A 16988-nucleotide genomic window follows, 5' to 3' on the forward strand; every position below is an offset into this window, starting at 1 on the left:
TAGGCCTGGTAACGGCACGATCCGCGAAGGCAGCTTCTTCATCGACAACGGTCGAGGCCTGATGCAGATGCTGGACGGGTCAGCCGTGCCGGTCATCGTGCGCAAAGGACGCTCGGGCGACGGGATTTCCGAGAAACATGTCCGGATCATCAGCAAGCTGATTCCCATCCGCGACGCGGTCCGTGAGGTGCTGAAGGCACAGGAGACTGATCGGCCCTGGCGCGACCTTCAGGTCCGGCTGCGTATCGCCTGGTCGAGCTTCGTGCGCGACTTCGGGCCGATCAACCACACCACTGTCTCGATCCAGGAGGATGCCGAGACCGGTGAGGCCAAGGAGACCCACCGCCAGCCGAACCTTGCACCCTTCCGCGACGATCCGGATTGCTGGCTGGTCGCCTCGATCGAGAATTACGATCTGGAGACGGACACGGCGAAGCCAGGTCCGATCTTCGCCACCCGTGTGATCGCTCCGCCGATCTCGCCTGTCATCACCAGTGCGGCTGATGCGCTGGCGGTCGTACTCAACGAACGCGGCCATGTCGATCTCGATCATATCGCCGAGTTGTTGCACCGCGACGTTTCCACCGTTATCGCCGATCTCGGCGGCGAGGTTTTTCGCGATCCCGCCGACGGATCCTGGCAAACGGCCGACGCCTATCTTTCCGGCTCGGTTCGCACCAAGCTCACCGCCGCGCAGGCTGCAGAGGAGCTTGATCCGGCGTACGAGCGCAATGTCCGCGCCCTGAAGCAAGTTCAGCCGGCCGATCTGCGACCGTCCGACATCACTGCCAGGCTTGGGGCACCATGGATCCCGGCCGCCGATATCGTCGCCTTCGTCAAGGAGAGGATGGATGCCGATATTCGCATCCATCATCTGCCGGAGCTAGGGTCCTGGACCGTGGAGGCGCGGCAGTTGGGCTATAGTGCTGCCGGTACATCGGAATGGGGCACAAGCCGCCGTGATGCCGGTGAACTGCTTACTGACGCGCTCAACAGCCGGGTCCCACAAATTTTCGATGTCTTCAAGGATGCCGATGGCGAGCGCCGGGTTCTCAATGTCGTCGACACCGAGGCAGCGCGTGATAAGCTGCAGAAGATCAAGCAGTCCTTCCAGGACTGGGTCTGGACCGATCCCGATCGCACCGACCGGTTGGCGCGGGTCTACAACGACCGCTTCAACAACATCGCGCCACGTAAATTCGACGGCTCCCATCTGAAACTCCCCGGTGCCTCTGGCGCCTTCGTTCTTTATGGGCACCAGAAACGCGGCATCTGGCGGATCATTGCCGATGGCTCGACCTATCTCGCGCATGCCGTCGGGACCGGCAAGACGATGACCATGGCAGCCGCGATCATGGAGCAACGCCGGCTGGGCCTGATCGCCAAGGCGATGCTGGTCGTCCCCGGCCATTGCCTCGCACAGGCCGCCCGTGAGTTTCTGGCGCTTTATCCGAACGCCAATATCCTGGTGGCCGATGAAATGAATTTCACCAAAGACAAGCGTGCCAGGTTCCTGTCGCGCGCCGCGACGGCCACTTGGGATGCGATCATCATCACCCATTCGGCGTTTCGCTTCATCACTGTGCCCGCGGCTTTCGAGCAGGAGATGATCCAGGACGAACTGCAGCTCTACGAGGATCTGCTCACCAAGGTCGACAGCGAGGACCGCGTCTCGCGCAAGCGCCTCGAGCGACTGAAGGAAGGTCTGCAGGAGCGGCTTCAAGGTTTGGCGACCCGTAAGGATGATCTTTTGACGATCTCGGAGATCGGCGTCGACCAGATCGTCGTCGACGAGGCGCAGGAATTCCGCAAGCTGTCCTTTGCCACCAATATGTCAACGCTGAAGGGAATTGACCCGAATGGCTCGCAGCGCGCCTGGGATTTCTACGTGAAGTCTCGCTACATCGAAACGAAGAACCCCGGCCGCGCTCTGGTGCTCGCTTCAGGCACGCCGATCACCAATACGCTCGGCGAAATGTTCTCGATCCAGCGGCTGCTCGGCCGTGAAGCGCTTGCCGAGCGCGGCCTGCACGAATTCGACGCCTGGGCGAGCACATTCGGCGACACCACCACGGCGCTCGAAATCCAGCCGTCCGGCAAATACAAGCCGGTCAGCCGCTTCGCCAGCTTCGTCAATGTCCCTGAACTGATTGCAATGTTCCGCAGCTTTGCAGATGTCGTGTTGCCGGACGATCTCCGCCAGTACGTAAAGGTGCCGGCAATCTCGACGGGCCGGCGTCAAATTCTGACCGCGAAGCCAACGCAGTCCTTCAGAAATTATCAGACCATTCTCGACGCCCGTATCAAGGCCATTGAGCAGCGCGAGGGGCCGACCAAACCCGGCGATGACATCCTGCTCTCGGTCATCACCGATGGCCGCCACGCGGCGATCGATCTGCGTCTGGTCGACCCGGACAATGACAACGAGCCCGATAATAAGCTCAATCTCCTCGTCGAGAATTCTTACCGCATCTGGGCGGAAACCGCAGAACGGGAGTATGTTCGTTCTGACGGGAAGCCCTTCGAACTCACGGGCGCGGCACAGATGATCTTCTCGGACCTCGGCACCATCAATGTCGAGAAAACCCGAGGCTTCTCGGCCTATCGCTGGATCAGGGATGAACTGATCCGCATGGGGGTGCCGCCTTCTGAAATCGCGGTCATGCAGGATTACAAGAACCGAGGCAAAGCAGCGCCTTTTTGGCGACGTGTGGGCCGGCAAGGTCCGCTTTCTGATCGGTTCGTCGGAGACCATGGGCACCGGCGTCAACGCCCAGCTTCGCTTGAAGGCGCTTCATCATCTCGACGTGCCGTGGCTGCCGTCGCAGATCGAGCAGCGCGAGGGTCGCATCGTGCGGCAAGGCAACCAGCACGACGAGGTCGATATCTTTGCCTATGCCACGCAGGCTCGCTCGACGCTAGCATGTGGCAGAACAACGAGCGCAAGGCACGGTTCATCGCAGCAGCGCTTTCTGGTGACACGTCGATCCGGCGTCTTGAAGACATGGGCGAGGGGCAGGCAAATCAGTTTGCCATGGCTAAGGCGATCGCCAGTGGCGATGAACGTTTGATGCAAAAGGCTGGTCTCGAAGCTGATATCGCCCGCCTCGAGAGGTTGCGTGCCGCCCATGAGGACGATCTGTTCGCTGTCCGCAGGCAGGTCCGCGATGCCGAGCGCGAGATCGAAACCGCGACCCGGCGCATCGTCGAGATCGGCCAGGATATCGAGCGCCTGGTTCCGACGTCGGGCGAAGCATTCACCATGGCTGTGACAGGCAAGCCCTATACCGAACGTAAGGATGCTGGCCGGGCGCTGATGAAGGAGATCCTCACCCTCGTTCAACTACAGCAAGAGAGTAAGGTCCACATCGCCACCGTTGGAAGCTTTGATCTTGTCTACGATGGCGAAAAATTCGGCCGTAGTGACAATTACCGCTACCAGACGTTGCTGCAGCGCACTGGCGCAGACCGTCACGCCTCTGGGTGCCATCTCGCGCCTCGAGCATGCTCTCGACGGGTTCGACCAGGAGCGGGAGCGCTACCGCCAGCGGTTGGAGGAATACCGACGTCGCCTGGCATCCTATCAGTCGCGGAAGGATGGCACCTTCGCCTTTGCCGATGAACTGGTTGAGAAGCACCAGGCTTTGCGCGAGGTGGAGCGATCCTTGTCGGCTGATGTTGATGGGGTTTTGTAGACTAGAAATGGTAGATAGCCTGATAAGCACGCTGCCAAGACGCATGAGTATCGCAAAATTCCTGTTTATACATGTTGCAAAAATCAGCCGTAAAACTGAAACTTTAATCGGGATTTTTGCGACAAAGCCACCGTTCGGGTTCCGACCCCCATTTCGGTCCTTTCGAGCCGAAGGCGGACATGAGATCGAATCCGCAAGCACGCGATGCCGAAGGATCGCAAGCAACGCGTCAGGAATGACCGCACCATATCCCACCGTCCGGCTAGTCCGAATCGCGGGACGCGGTCGCCTCGCTTAGTGGTTTGCCGAAGGCGCAATAACGGGTTGGGTAGAACGGGTTCGCGTCGCACAGCCCGCGCAGCAGGCCGACGCTCAGTTCGCGTTCCGTGAGTAGTGCCGCATAGCCCTGGGTGTAATGCGCCACGGAAAGCATGTCGGACGACGTGAACGGGTCGATCATGTTGCATCGGCTGCTGGCCGGCGTTGTGTAGTATGGATTGTCCTTCGAGGGTTTCCCTTGGTCGTCGGTGAGAGGCTCTACAGCGGTTGGGTTCCAGCACAGCTTGGCTGACGCAATGGCACTCGGCTCCAGATCTGGGTCCGAATACACCCTTGGAAGCTCGATCGCCCACATGCCGAGGGTACTCGTCGGCAGCCCGGCCGCCGCGTCCTCGAACAGCACGTCGTGACCGATGATCTCGCGCATCCTGTCGCTGAAGGGGGATCGGATCGCTTGGCGCCATTCATTGATCGTGGCGCCGCGTGCCTTCAACCGCTTCAGGACCAGTGCGCGAACGACGTTCTTGGCGAAAGTCGGGCTCGCCTCCATCAGGCAAAGCGTGTTCCATTCCTCGCTGCCGGCCACGCAGTTCGGGCCGGGCAGCGCCCGGTTCGGCGGCGGCGCTGCGAGCATCTGGTTTATCGCCGCCGGCGTCTTCATGAGACGAGCCTGCGCGTAGGCCGGAATGATCTTCTTGTCCAAGATGTCGGAGGCCTTGTCGATCACGGGGACCCCCGCGAGCAGGTTGGCCTGTGCGATGTTCAGGTCGAGCACGTCGGTCGCGTTCGCTAAGGCCAACACATGTCTCGTGCGGCGAGAGGCGGAGCGTCGCGACACACTCGCGACCTCGTCCTCGCTCATGACGCGCGCAGCCGCCCCGGTCGTCCGCTCTATCAGTATGCCGTTCCAAGGTGCGACGGCGCGCGTGAACCCGGAAAGGAGGACGGCGGTCGTGGGACTCAACAGCGCTCCCTGCCCGGGGTTGTACTGGCTCCGGTCGATCCTTGAGTCGGGCCATGAGGACGGTGGAGCCCCTTCGCACGATGCCGCTTCAGGATCGTGGTACGAAAGCGCTTGGCACAGCGTCGCTACCGGACGGAAAAGCTTGCGCGCCACAACTTCCGCGTTGTCGCCGTCTGCCATGAGGCGAATGTAATCGACTGTGGGCTGAAGCACCCGTTGCTCAATGCGGCGCACCGCCTCCCGCCGTTTCCCGCCGTGGGCTCCCGTGTCAGCCTCCTCGACAGAGTCCGCACGGAGCATGCCGGAGAAGTCGCGCTCAGAAATCACCCGCTGCCGAGCAATAAGTCCATTCATGCAGCGGGCGTAGTCGAGGGCCCGGTTGTCGGTCTCGAAGAACAAGGAGAAGCCTAGAAGACCGCGCGCGAGAAGCGCTTGGTTCTCCGCAAGGCGGAACTCCTCAACCAGCCGCTCGCAAACGCGGACATCCTCGTAGAGAAGTTCGCGTGTATCTTGCAGGATGTAGGCAACGTCTAGCTCAAGTTCGGCGAACCGACGGTTCACGGTGTCCTCGAGAGACTCGAGCTTCTCGGCGATGCGCCGAAGGGCTTCCATCTGCTGCCGGTGGTTGCGCTCGATTTGTTGGCTCAGCCTCTGTATCTCGCGAAACACATTTCTCAGCGCCGCCTGTGTGGGATCCTCCTGCTTCCCGCCGAAGAGGGACTTGACGGAACCTAGGAAGGCGGCGCCGCTCGAGAAGATCGAAAATGGCTCGCCCAACGTGATGGCGGCGGCCAGCCCTCCGCCGGCCGAAAGCACATTCCCGATCCCGTTCGTCGCGCGCGTGAACTCTGGATCAACACCAAGGACGTCCAGCGCGGTCGACATGTCCCGGAAAACGCCCGCTGCCTTGTTGAAGTCCGCCTGCAGCTCCTGCGCCGAAGCCGCAGTCTCGAGAGCTTGTACGACAGGGGCGTCGAGCGTAAAGGCACCAGCCTGCGAAAGCGCCAGAATCTGCCGCGGCGGTAGTTTGGACGTCGCGATCGTGCTGACGATCAGTGTCTGGCGATCTAATTTGCCCTCGATCGACCCTAAAACCTGTCCCTGGGCATCGAGACGGCCGAGGGTCTTGAGCTGGAGCGATTTGACCTCCCTGTATCCCTTGTCGAGTTCCGTGAGCTGCCGACCCGTCTTCTCGCTCGAGAGAAGCAAGGACTTGTTGTCCTTCAGCACGACCCCGAGCTGATCGAGCGTGATCTGAGCCTTGAAGTCCGCCATCAGCGCGGAGTCGCCCACCTGCTCGATAAACCTCGGATCGCGCAGCATTCGGGCGAAATTTTCCTCGCCAAAGCTGCGCAGCCTTTCTTGGTCGATCGTTCCATTCGGACGAATGATCCGCCCGTATTCCTTATGAAGATAGTTGGTCACCGCGGCCGCGGCGAGCTGACCGCCTTGCCGGATTAGCTTGTCGCCGTAGTCCTCAACATACCCCCCTACAACGGCTCCCCCAATAGTCGCGGCACCACCGATCGCAGGGCCGAACCCGCCCCCGAAGGCTCCTCCCCCGGCACCGACTGCTCGGCCGATCCCCTTCACCCCGTAGCCGAGGTAGATCGTGCTGTTCTGCGACTCCTGTGCGTTCGACACCGCGGCCAAGGTGTCCTGCTGGTAGAACCAATAACCGAGTTCGGCCCGGTCCCGGGACGATATGAGCGTTTCGCCTATCGCATCGACCCCGCGTGCGTCGCTAATTCCGAACGGCGATGCGAGCCGCTTGCGGATCTCGTCCTCCGCGCCGGCTTGGTGGACGGCGCACGATAGCAGGGCCGCGGTGCAGAAGGTCTGGACGATCGACCTCATTTGAGCGAGCCCGTCCCACCGGGTGCCGCCACCGGCCCTTGCTCGTCTTCGCCGGATGTCGAGTTCGCATCGTCCGGCACCTTCGGCGGTTGGGAGAGATCCTCCACCATCGCCATGACTCTTCCGAAGCGCGCGAGGTCAGGTATGGGCATGATCGTGAGCTGACCGGGCGCACCTTTTCCACCAACCGCTGTCCAATATGCCGCCGATCCGCCGCCGCCTGAGCAGGGGTTTTTCCCGGACGCCTCCGCCACCGATGTCCCCCCCTTGCCGCCTGGCCCGAACGGACTGGCCTCGCCGTCCGCGGAAACGCTCGATCCTTGCTGACCTCCCCCTAACGTGATCGCCGCCGCGCCCGCGCCCGCGCCCGTCATTGTCGTTGGCATGCCGTTCGCAGCGCTGCCACCGCCATCGCCGATCGTTATGTCGTAGCGGTCTGCCTTGACGGGAACGATGATGGTGTACAGCCGTGCCGCGCCGCCACCCTTCCCCGGCACCCTATTCGTGTTGCTGCCCGATCCGGTGACAGTAGTGGTCCCGCCGCCGCCGCCGCCGCCGCAACCGCTGAGGAGCACGAACTGCACTTCCGGAGGACGGATCCAAGGTACGGTGGGGTTGGCGGCATCGAAGTTGAGGATCTGTACCGCTAGGTTCGCGGGCGGAACAGTCGGAGTCTCCTCCGCCCATCCGAAACACGGTGCCAGACATGCAAGGGTCAAAGTGAACATTTGCAGTTTGTTTGCCATTCCGAAGGCCTCCCGCAAAAGTAGATCGAACGCCCGTTGCTTATGATTGTCAATATGTACAGATGGATATGGAACAGAATCATCCGAAGATGCAATGTTGAGAAAGACGATGCATTCCACTTAATGACTTACCCATGTAGGAACCGGACCGAAGCTTTCCATCCGTGTTGGCTACTAGCTAGGTTGTTCCATATGGCCACTGATCGGCGCAAAGCAGTCGAGCTGTCGCAAATCTCCTAAGTTTTGCTTCATCGGTGGCCGCGTTGAAAACACAAGTGAATTTTTGTCGCAAATATCAGTCGCAAAAGTCAGAGTTTCGCGACAAACATTTGCGACAGTCTAAGCTTTCGTCGTGCCGTTGAAAAAACCTTCGAGCTCCGCGAAGCCCATAGCGTCCTCCGAAAACCGGAAAGTGCCCGCCGATTTCATCTCTCGGGCCGCGTTTGCGAAAGCGCCGAATGCGAGCCTCGCGAGCGCCGACCCAACACTGATACGTTTGACACCAGCCTCCGACAGTTCTGCGATGCCGAACGTTGCTCCTGGCATCCCCATAACGATGTTGACGGGCTTCGTCACAGCCTCGCAAACAGTGCGGATCGTGTCGAGGTCGTGGAGACCAGGTGCATAGAGTACGTCAGCACCGGCTTTCTCGAAAGCTTGCAACCGCTTGATTGTGTCATCGAGATCGGGGCGGCCCCACAGGAAATTCTCGCACCGAGCCGTCAAAACAAAATCACTTGGCAAGGCGCGGCGGGCTTCAGCTGCCGCCGCGATGCGTTCGACGGCCAACGTGAAGTCGTAAACTGGATTATCACGCTGACCGGTGTGATCCTCAAGAGAACAACCCGCAAGTCCGATGCTGGCGGCGGTGACGATCGTCTCTGCAGCACTCTCGGGACTGTCCCCAAAACCTTTCTCAAGGTCGGCAGAAACTGGCAGAGACGTAGCTGCCACGATTGCCCGACAATTGTCCAGAGTATCATCTCTCGACACAATGCCCTCCGGCACGCCGAGAGAAAAAGCCATCCCGGCGCTGGTGGTCGCGAGCGCCGGAAAGCCCAATGCTGCGAGAATCCGAGCTGTACCAATGTCCCAAGGGTTGGGAATGATAAACGTCCCTGATCCTTCATGCAGCTGTCGAAACGTTCTGCCCTTGTCTTCCATGTGGCTCTCCGATTTCACCGTCACCAAGGTGACATAGGATTAGGAACAAATAAAGAACATAGGCGCAAGTATCAGGAAAACCGGAGAAAAAAGAAAAAGCCTCTCACAGATCGGCCTTCCCGCCGCCGCTTGCGCTCAATCGCCCCCTCCTCAACCCTATCCGTCGTTCTCGCAAGGCTGCGCCCCGCTCGCCCTGACGGCCAGGGTCGCTCGGGCGCTGTTGCGCCGGTCCGTCCGCCCTGCGGTCCGGGAAATGTCTTCGGAAAGAACTGAAGGCAGGAAGGGGTGGCGACCGCCGCTCCAAAACCCCGGAAGGAGCAAATCCCATGCAGATCCTCAAACTCGATCCCCGTGCGCTCAAGGGCAATCCTGACGATGCGCGCAGGTCCAAATCTTCTCCGCAGGCCGACGCTCTGCTGCTGGCGACGGTGAAGGCGGTCGGCATTATCCAGCCGCCGGTTGTTTCACCCGAAACCGATGGCGGCAATGGCTACATCATTCAGGCTGGCCACCGTCGCGTCGCCCAAGCAATCGCCGCCGGTCTCGAAGAAATCGAGGTTATCGTCCGCGAGGCCGCGAATGATAACGGCGCGATGCGCTCGATGATCGAGAATATTGCCAGAGAACCGCTTAACGCCATCGACCAGTGGCGCGGTATCGAACGTCTTGTGGCACTCGGCTGGACCGAGGAAGCGATCGGTATCGCGCTCGCCCTGCCGGTCCGCCAGATCAGGAAGCTCAGACTTCTGGCCAACGTCTTGCCGGCAATGCTCGATCATATGGCGCTCGGTGATATGCCGAATGAGCAGCAGCTCCGCACCATTGCGGCGGCGTCACTCGACGAGCAGAAGGAAGTATGGAAGGCGAACAAGCCGAAGAAGACCGAACGCGCCGAGTGGCACACGATCTCCCGTGTGCTTTCAAAGACCGCATGTTCGCCAGGGATGCCAGCTTCGGCGACGATCTTGCGACTGCCTACGGTATCGAATGGATCGAGGATCTGTTCGCACCGGCCGATCAGGACAGCCGCTACACGACCAATGTCGAGGCATTCCTCGGTGCCCAGCAGGAATGGATGACGAGCAACCTTCCCAGGAAGGGGCAATTGTCGATGTCAACAATTGGGGCCAGCCGGAACTTCCGAAGAAGGCGGAGCGTGTCTATGGCAAGCCGTCGAAGTCCGATCGTGTCGCCATGTATCTCGACCGCGATGGCAAGGTGCAGTCCGTCGCGTTCCGCATGCCGGAGGAAAAGAAGGTCAAGGGTAAAGGTGGCACCTCCGCCAGCGATACTTCCGCAGACGCGCTTGATGACTCCGTCATCGAATCGCCGAGGCCGCGTCCCGACGTCACGCAGAAAGGGCAGGACATGATCGGTGATTTCCGCACGGATGCGCTGCACGAGGCGCTCGGCCGTGCTCCAATCGAGGACGACACGCTGATGGCGCTCCTCATTCTCGCCTTCGCAGGTCTCAATGTCCGTGTCGATTCCGGCGCGAGCGACGATGTATTCGGTTCAAAGCGGTTCAAGCGCCATGCGGCACAGCTTATCGGTGAGGACGGCAGACTCGCCTTCGACACCGACACGCTCCGCGTCGCCGCCCGCTCGATGCTGATCGACGTGCTCTCATGCCGACGCGGCATGTCGAACAGCGGTGTGGTCTCGCGCATTGCAGGCAACGCGATAGGCGCAGACGGGTTCTTGCCCAACATGGGATCGGAAGACTTCCTGTTGTGCCTGTCGCGACAGGCGCTGGAAGCGGCAGCGAAGGAGGCCAACGTGCTTCCTCGCCAGAAGGTGCGAGAGACCCGCGCAGCTCTGGTCGATCATTTCAGACAAGAGCGCTTTGTCCACTCAGCTGCGCTCTTTGTGCCAGACCGCCAGGACATCTCTGATCTCATCAAGCAGGGTGAGAACGTCCACGAAGAGGAAAGCAGCGAGGGTGCTGGCAGCGATGGAGCCGTTGGTGAGGCGGCTGAATTAGCCGTTGTCGATGGCGACGATGATCTTCCGGACACCTTTGATGATGCTCCCGAGACCATCGAGCTCGACGAAGATCAGGATGCCTACGGGATCGCGGCAGAGTAGCTGGATCGGGCATTTTCCTTCCGGATGAACGTCCGCCGCCGCTGGTCTCCATCAGCGGCGGTTTGGTTTTTTACACCCTTAGAATTCAGGGAGAATTCGCATGTCTGCACACCTCGCATTTATCGCCCCGATTGGCTCGATCATCAGCTGGTCGGACGGCACGCCGCGTCCGTCTGAGCGCCATCACCGAAAACTATCAGCATGGCAGACCAACAACAGCAGCGGAAGGCTGATCCGCAAGCAGGACGAACATCCTGTCGGAACGACTGTCGTGCCGCCGTGTTTCACAATCCATGAAGCTGATTATGGGGCAGGTGGTGTCATCGCCATCCGGGTCCATCGCACGTTCTCACTGGTCTCCAGCCTGACATTCACGATCATCGAGCGTCCCGCTTTCGGCAGTTTCCGCGTGTTTGATCGTACCGGCGACAATGCGGAGCTCGTACATCTTGCCGCGTCCCGCCAGGCGGCGGAGGAATGGTTGTCCCGGCACGGCTATCCCAATGCCGTGATAGAGGAGGTCACGGCTGACGAGATCGCAGCCGACGCCGTGGAGGGGAGGGCCGTGGCATGAACACCGTCCCCGCCATGACCAACGTCGACAGCACCCCCGGATTTCCGGGGGTTTCTTTTGGGCGATCCATTGAAGGTTTTCCGGTCGCGCGGGTCGGCGACAACGCCTTTGCCATGATGACGGGTCGATCCGAGCGGCATTATCTGGCAACGGGCTGGAAGATCGCCCGACCGTTTGCCGAATGGCGGCGAGAGGATTTCTACGGCCATTCCGGCGAGCTCGCCGACGAGGCGGCGTTTCGTGGCTACGTCCTGGAAAATGCCGAGCACCAGCGCGAGATGCAAGCACTCGGTCGATACGAGATATCCGCCGGCACTCATACGCCGTGGGGAGTGTCGCAGCGGACGTCCATCTATGCCGATGGTGTCGAATGCCACTCGACCGCAAGCCATGGTGGTTTCAAGCTTTCGGCCGGGCGCAACGTACAAGTCCATCCGATACTGCGGTTGGAGGGTGGGTTTTACGAGGAAGATTGCGCCTGGGCGACCGTGGCAATCACATTTCCAGATCTGTTCACCGGATTTGAGCGACGTTGCGCGGAAGCGACGATCAGGGATTGGCAGCCCGATGCCTGGGAGGCAATCTTCGCAAGAGTGCTGGCACCCGGTCAATCCCATATAAAGGACCGTCGCACCTTTGAAACGGAACATGCCAATGACTGGGTGGTGATCTCCGCGCTCCGTTCGGATCATCATCCCGGCATAACGGAAGTCATCGCCACCTGTGGCGGCAAGCGGGATCCCCACCTCGAGGAACGACGCTTTCTGGTGCCATCCGCGCAATACGAGGTGGGACGTTTCGGCTTCGTCATCGATGAGACGCAGCATGCAGCCTACCATGGCCCATCGAGCTTCCTGACCTGGTCCGGGAGGCGCAGGACATGATGCCCTCCATAGACGCCCAAGTGGAATTGCGCCGGATGGAAGATGCATGCCGTCAGACACGCCACCAGCTCGATCTGATCGAGCGCCAGATCATCCGCAAGATGACCGCGTTGATCCCGTCTCTTGGCCAGCGCAAGTTTGGGCATCATCGCGGCATACGACCGGAGCCGGAAGCCTTCGTTTGCCGCTACCGTTCCAATCTTGCCGCAATCACCGCCGAGCGCCAGCCGGAGATCGACGCGCTCTCGAGCAAGCTCGCAAGGCAGGAGGCGGCCATCGCATCATTTCGGGACCGTACCGCTCTCATGCGCGGTTGCGCGTGGGCAGGTCAGCAAGCTGATGACGACCTCAATCCTGATCGAAGCGGCGGGCATGCAGCGGAGTGCGATTTGACGGATTGATGGATAGCTGGTGGGGCCTTGCCTGTTTTCCTTTCAGGGCCTGGTGCCCGGGTTCTATCCCCGGGCCGGCCTGTCCTTCGGTTTTGTGACGGTCTGAACCAGCGCCCGTTCGGTTCAAGGCCGCTATCGCGCCGCGGGGCGGCCGGTCATGCCGCTCTCGAAAAAGCAGGCACGCGGGCTTCGCAGGTCTCTGCAAGACCCGCTTTCCCGCACACCGGCTTTGCTCGATCTGGCCTGCCCGGACCCTGAACCGCCCGGCTTGCGCCGGTTCCTTTCGACCGCACCGAAGGACAGACCGGCCAGGGGGCCGAAACCGCTTCGGGAACACAGAAAAAGGAAACCATCATGGCAAAGCCCGCAACCCAGTCCCGTCAAGCCAATCGCCCCTCCGCCCGTGTCGTGCCGCTGTGCAAGGGAGCCACGATCGAGATGGTCCGCCTCACATGCCCCGATGAAGCCCAGGCGCTAAAGATCGCTGAAAGCTTTGGGACAGCCATTCTCGATAGCGACAGCATTCGCGACCTGCACGAACGCCTGATCATCGAGACTGCCACCGCCCTTTCCGATGGGCTTGGCGAACGGGCAATGCAGATCCACCTGCAACGCATCGTCGGCGCCTATGTCGGATCGGCCCATGGTGCCGGGCAGTTCTACAGCCGCGCTGTCACCGAAGCACGAGACGCCACCGCAAAGGGTGCGGGCGATCACCGGGACGAGGATCTCGATGGACCTGTCGGATACGACAGCGCCGCCCAGCGCAAGCGCGAGTTCGCAGCCGACATGGGCATTCAGGCGCACGCGCTGCGGATGGCCGCCGAAGGAACTGTGGCCGCCTACGAGCAGATCGTCGGCGAAACCTGGAAGCCTTTTGACCGGCCGATTGAACAGCCCGGCCAGACACTCGACCGCAAGGCGGCCGCAGCCCAGATGTCAGCCTTTGAGTAAACCACCGTGGCGGGGCTTTGGCTCCGCCTTCATCACTTCAAGGTCGCCCTCTTTGGGGGCGGCCCTTTGGCGTGTCGATCGTCACCACGAGACCGCTGGAAGGAAAGTTAGAGGAAAATGAATGGGAAGCGACACATCGCGACCCCGTCCCGCTCATTGGTCCTGCAGGAGCCGGCGTCAAAGGCGCAACGGCTGCGCCGTCCTCCACATGCGTTCCGGCCGTTCCGGTGCCCCTGCCGCCTGATCGCTCCTGCCATCGGCCCTCCGTGACGGGGTCGCGATGGACGCGGGCCCCGCAAATGGAGGTTTGGAAAAATGAGCAGGAAATCAGAAGGTACGCGCACTGACGTCTATGCGCGGATCACCGACCGCATCGTCGCCGATCTGGAAAAGGGTGTGCGCCCATGGGTGCAGCCGTGGAATGCCGGAAACCTGTCCGGTTGGGTCAGCCGACCGCTGCGCCACAACGGCCAACGCTACACCGGGCTTAATGTTCTTCTTCTCTGGTCGGAGACTATCGCCAACGGCTTCATGTCCGCAAGCTGGATGACGCTTCGGCAGGCGAACGAACTTGGCGGACATGTGCGCAAGGGCGAAAGCGGCGCAACCGTGGTTTATGCGAGCCGCTTTACGAAGACCGAGAAGGGGGCTGGCGGCGACGCGGTTGAGCGCGACATCCCGTTTCTGAAGGCCTACACGGTCTTTAATTGCGACCAGATCGATGGCCTTCCCGACCACTTCTACCGTCGCCCTGAACCGGTCATCAAGCCGCTCGAGCGCATCGCCCATGCCGACCGCTTTTTCGCCAACACTGGAGCGGTCATCTGCTACGGCGGGGGCCAAGCCTTCTATCAGCCGTCCGCCGATACGATCCAGATGCCAGCTTTCGAGACGTTTCGGGATGCGGAGAGTTATTACGCCGTCCTTGGACATGAGGTCACCCACTGGGTCGGCGCAACCCACCGGCTGAATCGCGATCTCAGCCGCTATCACAAGGATCGCACCGATCGCGCGCGCGAAGAGCTTTGTGCAGACATCGGAGCCAGCTTCCTATGCGCCGATCTTGGCATCGTGCCGGAACTGGAGCCGCGGCCAGATCATGCAAGCTATGTGGCCTCGTGGCTGAAGCTGCTTGAAGGTGACCGCCGTGCAATTTTCCAGGCTGCCGCACATGCGCAGCGGGCTGTCGCCTATCTCCACGCTCTGCAGCCGCAGGCGGACACGGAGCGGGAGGCGGCATGATGCTCTATGCTCCAGATCTCGCCGAGGTGGACACATTCTCCCAAAATCGCCAGCGGCACTTTCGTTTCGCGCTGGCGTCCAGTCGCCCACCATCGTGCTGATGGAGGCGCACGGGGGGATCGACGCGATGGTAGGTGGCGCTCTGCCTGATACTTAGTCTTTCATTCTCGGGAAGCGAAAAGCTTGCTCCCAGCCATGCCGGAGGAGGCAATGCCGTCCATCCCGATCAGCCGGAACGGACGATAGGCACGAGGTGCCGGGCCGGGGCCAGGCTGAAGATGTTCGTTCGACGCTGGAAGGGAGCATCGTCCAGCAAGCACCGGTATCGGCCAAGGTCGGTGGTGATGTGGCCGGGGCGCAACGATGGTATTGTCGGAAATGGCAGGGCAGGACGTGGATGTGACGTGGGATAATCGTCTTGCCAAAGACGATACCGTCCATTTACCCGTTGGAACACTATCGTCGATAACTCTTACGGTATGTCATGTGCCATCCGGTTGGGACTGGCCACACCCACGCAGACCTCAATGGATCTGGTGTGACCGAAGGACGCCTTCGTCTCGATCGCCTTCCCGCAACGGCTTCACCGACCTTCTTCCCCTGCGGCTATGCCGCATTCCTCGCGAAACATATGTGGACACCCCCTCGGTCAAGCCTATCTTCTGATCTTTTTGAACCCGGCTGGCTGCTCGCATATGTCCGGCCTCTCTGATGATCGGCCGAACGGTCGCGGGCCTTGATGAAATCCGCGGATCATGGTCCCAATCAAAAAAGCGCATTCTGCAGATGCAGTCTCGCGAACGGGTTGTCCTGATCCCGGCGGAACCGGTATTCATCACGATCGTCTGGCAGGCCCTCCGAACTCGGTGACGCTGTTGCGTCGGTTTCTATCCGATGGCGTTTGTGTATACCGTCTGCCGCGTCATCACGGCCCATGCGATCCGCGCCATCTTGTTCGCCAGCGCCACGGTCGTCAGGCGCGGGGGCTTCGTCAACAACAATTTCCTGACCCACTCGATGAGCGGCCCGTGCATCTTATACCAACCTGCATTGATCAGAACTGACGAGCCCATTTTCGGCGGCCGATGGTCATGATGCGCCAAGGCTGATCGACCAGCTTGTTCCAAGCCTCGCAGCAGTGGTCGAGAATATTGTCGTGGGAGGTAAAAACGCGATTGGAAAGCCAGTTATCGCGCATGAATTGCCAAACGTTCTCGACCGGGTTCAGCTCGGGACACTTGGCGGGTAGCGCGATGATGCTGATGTTGTCGGGGACCTCGAGCTTGTCGGTCATGTGCCATCCGGCCTGGTCCATCAACACCACGGCGTGCGCGCCCGGCGCTACGGCGAGCGCGATCTCAGCGAGATGTAGCGACATCGTTTCTGTGTTGCAAAAGGGCAGGATCAGCCCGGCACCCTTGCCCTGTTCGGGGCAGATGGCTCCGAAGATGTAGGCCGATTTCGTGCGCTGGTCCTTGGGCGCCGAGGGTCGTGTTCCGCGTCTGGCCCAGCGCCGTGTGATGGTGTTCTTCTGACCGACGCGGGCCTCGTCTTGGAACCAGACTTCTATGGACGTGCCCTTCGGGAGGCTTGTCCGGACCTTTGCCACTTCGGCAGCAAAGCCCCCTTTTTGAATGTCTCCATGGCCAGCTCGTTCTGCGCATGATGACGTGGTCGCGCGGTCAGCTTCACATAGCCCAGCTTTTTCAACTCGCGGCTCACGGTGGTTTCGTCGAGCGACACCGCGAACTCCTCGTGCAGCAAATACACAAGGTCGATCAACCGCCAACGCACGACACCATGGATCGCCGGGATCGGCCCGCGCTCGACCGCCTCGACCAGCGCACGACGCTGGGCATCGTTGAGGATCGACGGCTTGCCCGGCGCCTTGCCGTCCAGAAGACCGTCGGGGCCACGGGCATTGAACCGGATCACCCAGTCCCGCACGATCTGAAGGGTCACCCCGCCAATCCTTGCGGCCTCGCTCCTGCTGCTCCCCTCGTAGATCTGCGCCAGGGCCAGCAGTCGCCGGGCCTGCGGCGCGCTCTTTGATAATCGCGCCAGTCGCCGGAGCGACGCTCCGTCAAAATCTTCCCGCAAGCCGATCGCTTGTCCCATCGCCACGTCCTTTCGATGCAGGACGCCATTG

General features: G+C 60.9%; 9 protein-coding genes and 3 pseudogenes. 7 read left to right on the forward strand and 5 right to left on the reverse strand.

All coding sequences use genetic code 11. From position 1 onward, the window contains the following. Positions 1–16: 16 nt before the first annotated feature. Positions 17–3695 (forward strand): annotated as a pseudogene (locus tag AVCG78_RS26235) (DEAD/DEAH box helicase family protein); the annotation flags it as partial. A 262-nt stretch (positions 3696–3957) separates the two neighbouring features. On the opposite strand, the gene AVCG78_RS26240 reads toward AVCG78_RS26235, so the two are convergent. From AVCG78_RS26240 to AVCG78_RS26250, 3 genes are all read right to left on the reverse strand, one after another. Next, positions 3958–6795, reverse strand: a complete 2838-nt coding sequence (locus AVCG78_RS26240) for a hypothetical protein (protein WP_012648953.1) — start codon at positions 6793–6795, stop codon at positions 3958–3960. Then, positions 6792–7541, reverse strand: coding sequence for a hypothetical protein (locus AVCG78_RS26245; RefSeq protein WP_041699472.1), 750 nt, complete (start codon positions 7539–7541; stop codon positions 6792–6794). The genes AVCG78_RS26240 and AVCG78_RS26245 overlap by 4 nt, the downstream gene beginning before the upstream one ends. A gap of 339 nt (positions 7542–7880) precedes the next feature. Further along, on the reverse strand, positions 7881–8705 hold the full coding sequence (locus AVCG78_RS26250) for an isocitrate lyase/PEP mutase family protein (protein WP_012648955.1): 825 nt from the start codon (positions 8703–8705) through the stop codon (positions 7881–7883). A 326-nt stretch (positions 8706–9031) separates the two neighbouring features. On the opposite strand from AVCG78_RS26250, the pseudogene AVCG78_RS26255 reads away from it, so the two are divergent. From AVCG78_RS26255 to AVCG78_RS26280, 6 genes and pseudogenes are all read left to right on the forward strand, one after another. Continuing rightward, a pseudogene (locus tag AVCG78_RS26255) lies at positions 9032–10793 on the forward strand (ParB/RepB/Spo0J family partition protein). A 100-nt stretch (positions 10794–10893) separates the two neighbouring features. Next, a complete protein-coding gene (locus AVCG78_RS26260) occupies positions 10894–11367 on the forward strand; it encodes a hypothetical protein (RefSeq protein WP_012648956.1) in 474 nt (157 codons plus the stop codon). After that, on the forward strand, positions 11364–12251 hold the full coding sequence (locus AVCG78_RS26265) for a DUF7007 domain-containing protein (protein WP_012648957.1): 888 nt from the start codon (positions 11364–11366) through the stop codon (positions 12249–12251). Before AVCG78_RS26260 ends, AVCG78_RS26265 begins: the two co-directional genes overlap by 4 nt. Beyond that, positions 12248–12652 (forward strand): hypothetical protein, encoded by a 405-nt coding sequence (locus AVCG78_RS26270; protein WP_012648958.1) that lies wholly within the window; start codon positions 12248–12250, stop codon positions 12650–12652. The genes AVCG78_RS26265 and AVCG78_RS26270 overlap by 4 nt, the downstream gene beginning before the upstream one ends. Positions 12653–12997: 345 nt before the next feature. Beyond that, positions 12998–13597: a hypothetical protein gene (locus tag AVCG78_RS26275; RefSeq protein WP_012648959.1), complete on the forward strand. Its 600-nt coding sequence runs from the start codon at positions 12998–13000 to the stop codon at positions 13595–13597. Positions 13598–13912: 315 nt separating this feature from the next. Continuing rightward, complete coding sequence (locus tag AVCG78_RS26280) at positions 13913–14839, forward strand: ArdC family protein (protein ID WP_012648960.1); 927 nt, start codon at positions 13913–13915, stop codon at positions 14837–14839. Between the two features lie 887 nt (positions 14840–15726). On the opposite strand, the pseudogene AVCG78_RS26285 reads toward AVCG78_RS26280, so the two are convergent. Together AVCG78_RS26285 and AVCG78_RS26290 are read right to left on the reverse strand one after the other, a co-directional pair. After that, a pseudogene (locus AVCG78_RS26285) lies at positions 15727–15852 on the reverse strand (IS110 family transposase); the annotation flags it as partial. A 41-nt stretch (positions 15853–15893) separates the two neighbouring features. Continuing rightward, positions 15894–16957, reverse strand: a protein-coding gene (locus AVCG78_RS26290; protein WP_174083776.1) for an IS630 family transposase whose coding sequence is annotated in 2 segments (ribosomal slippage) — positions 15894–16463 and positions 16466–16957 — 1062 coding nt in all. Because the reading frame shifts where the segments join, the coding sequence is not laid out codon by codon here. Between the last annotated feature and the right edge of the window lie 31 nt (positions 16958–16988).

Origin of the sequence: Gillisella vitis (genome assembly GCF_021559775.1) — a bacterium.
GTDB lineage: Bacteria > Pseudomonadota > Alphaproteobacteria > Rhizobiales > Rhizobiaceae > Allorhizobium > Allorhizobium ampelinum.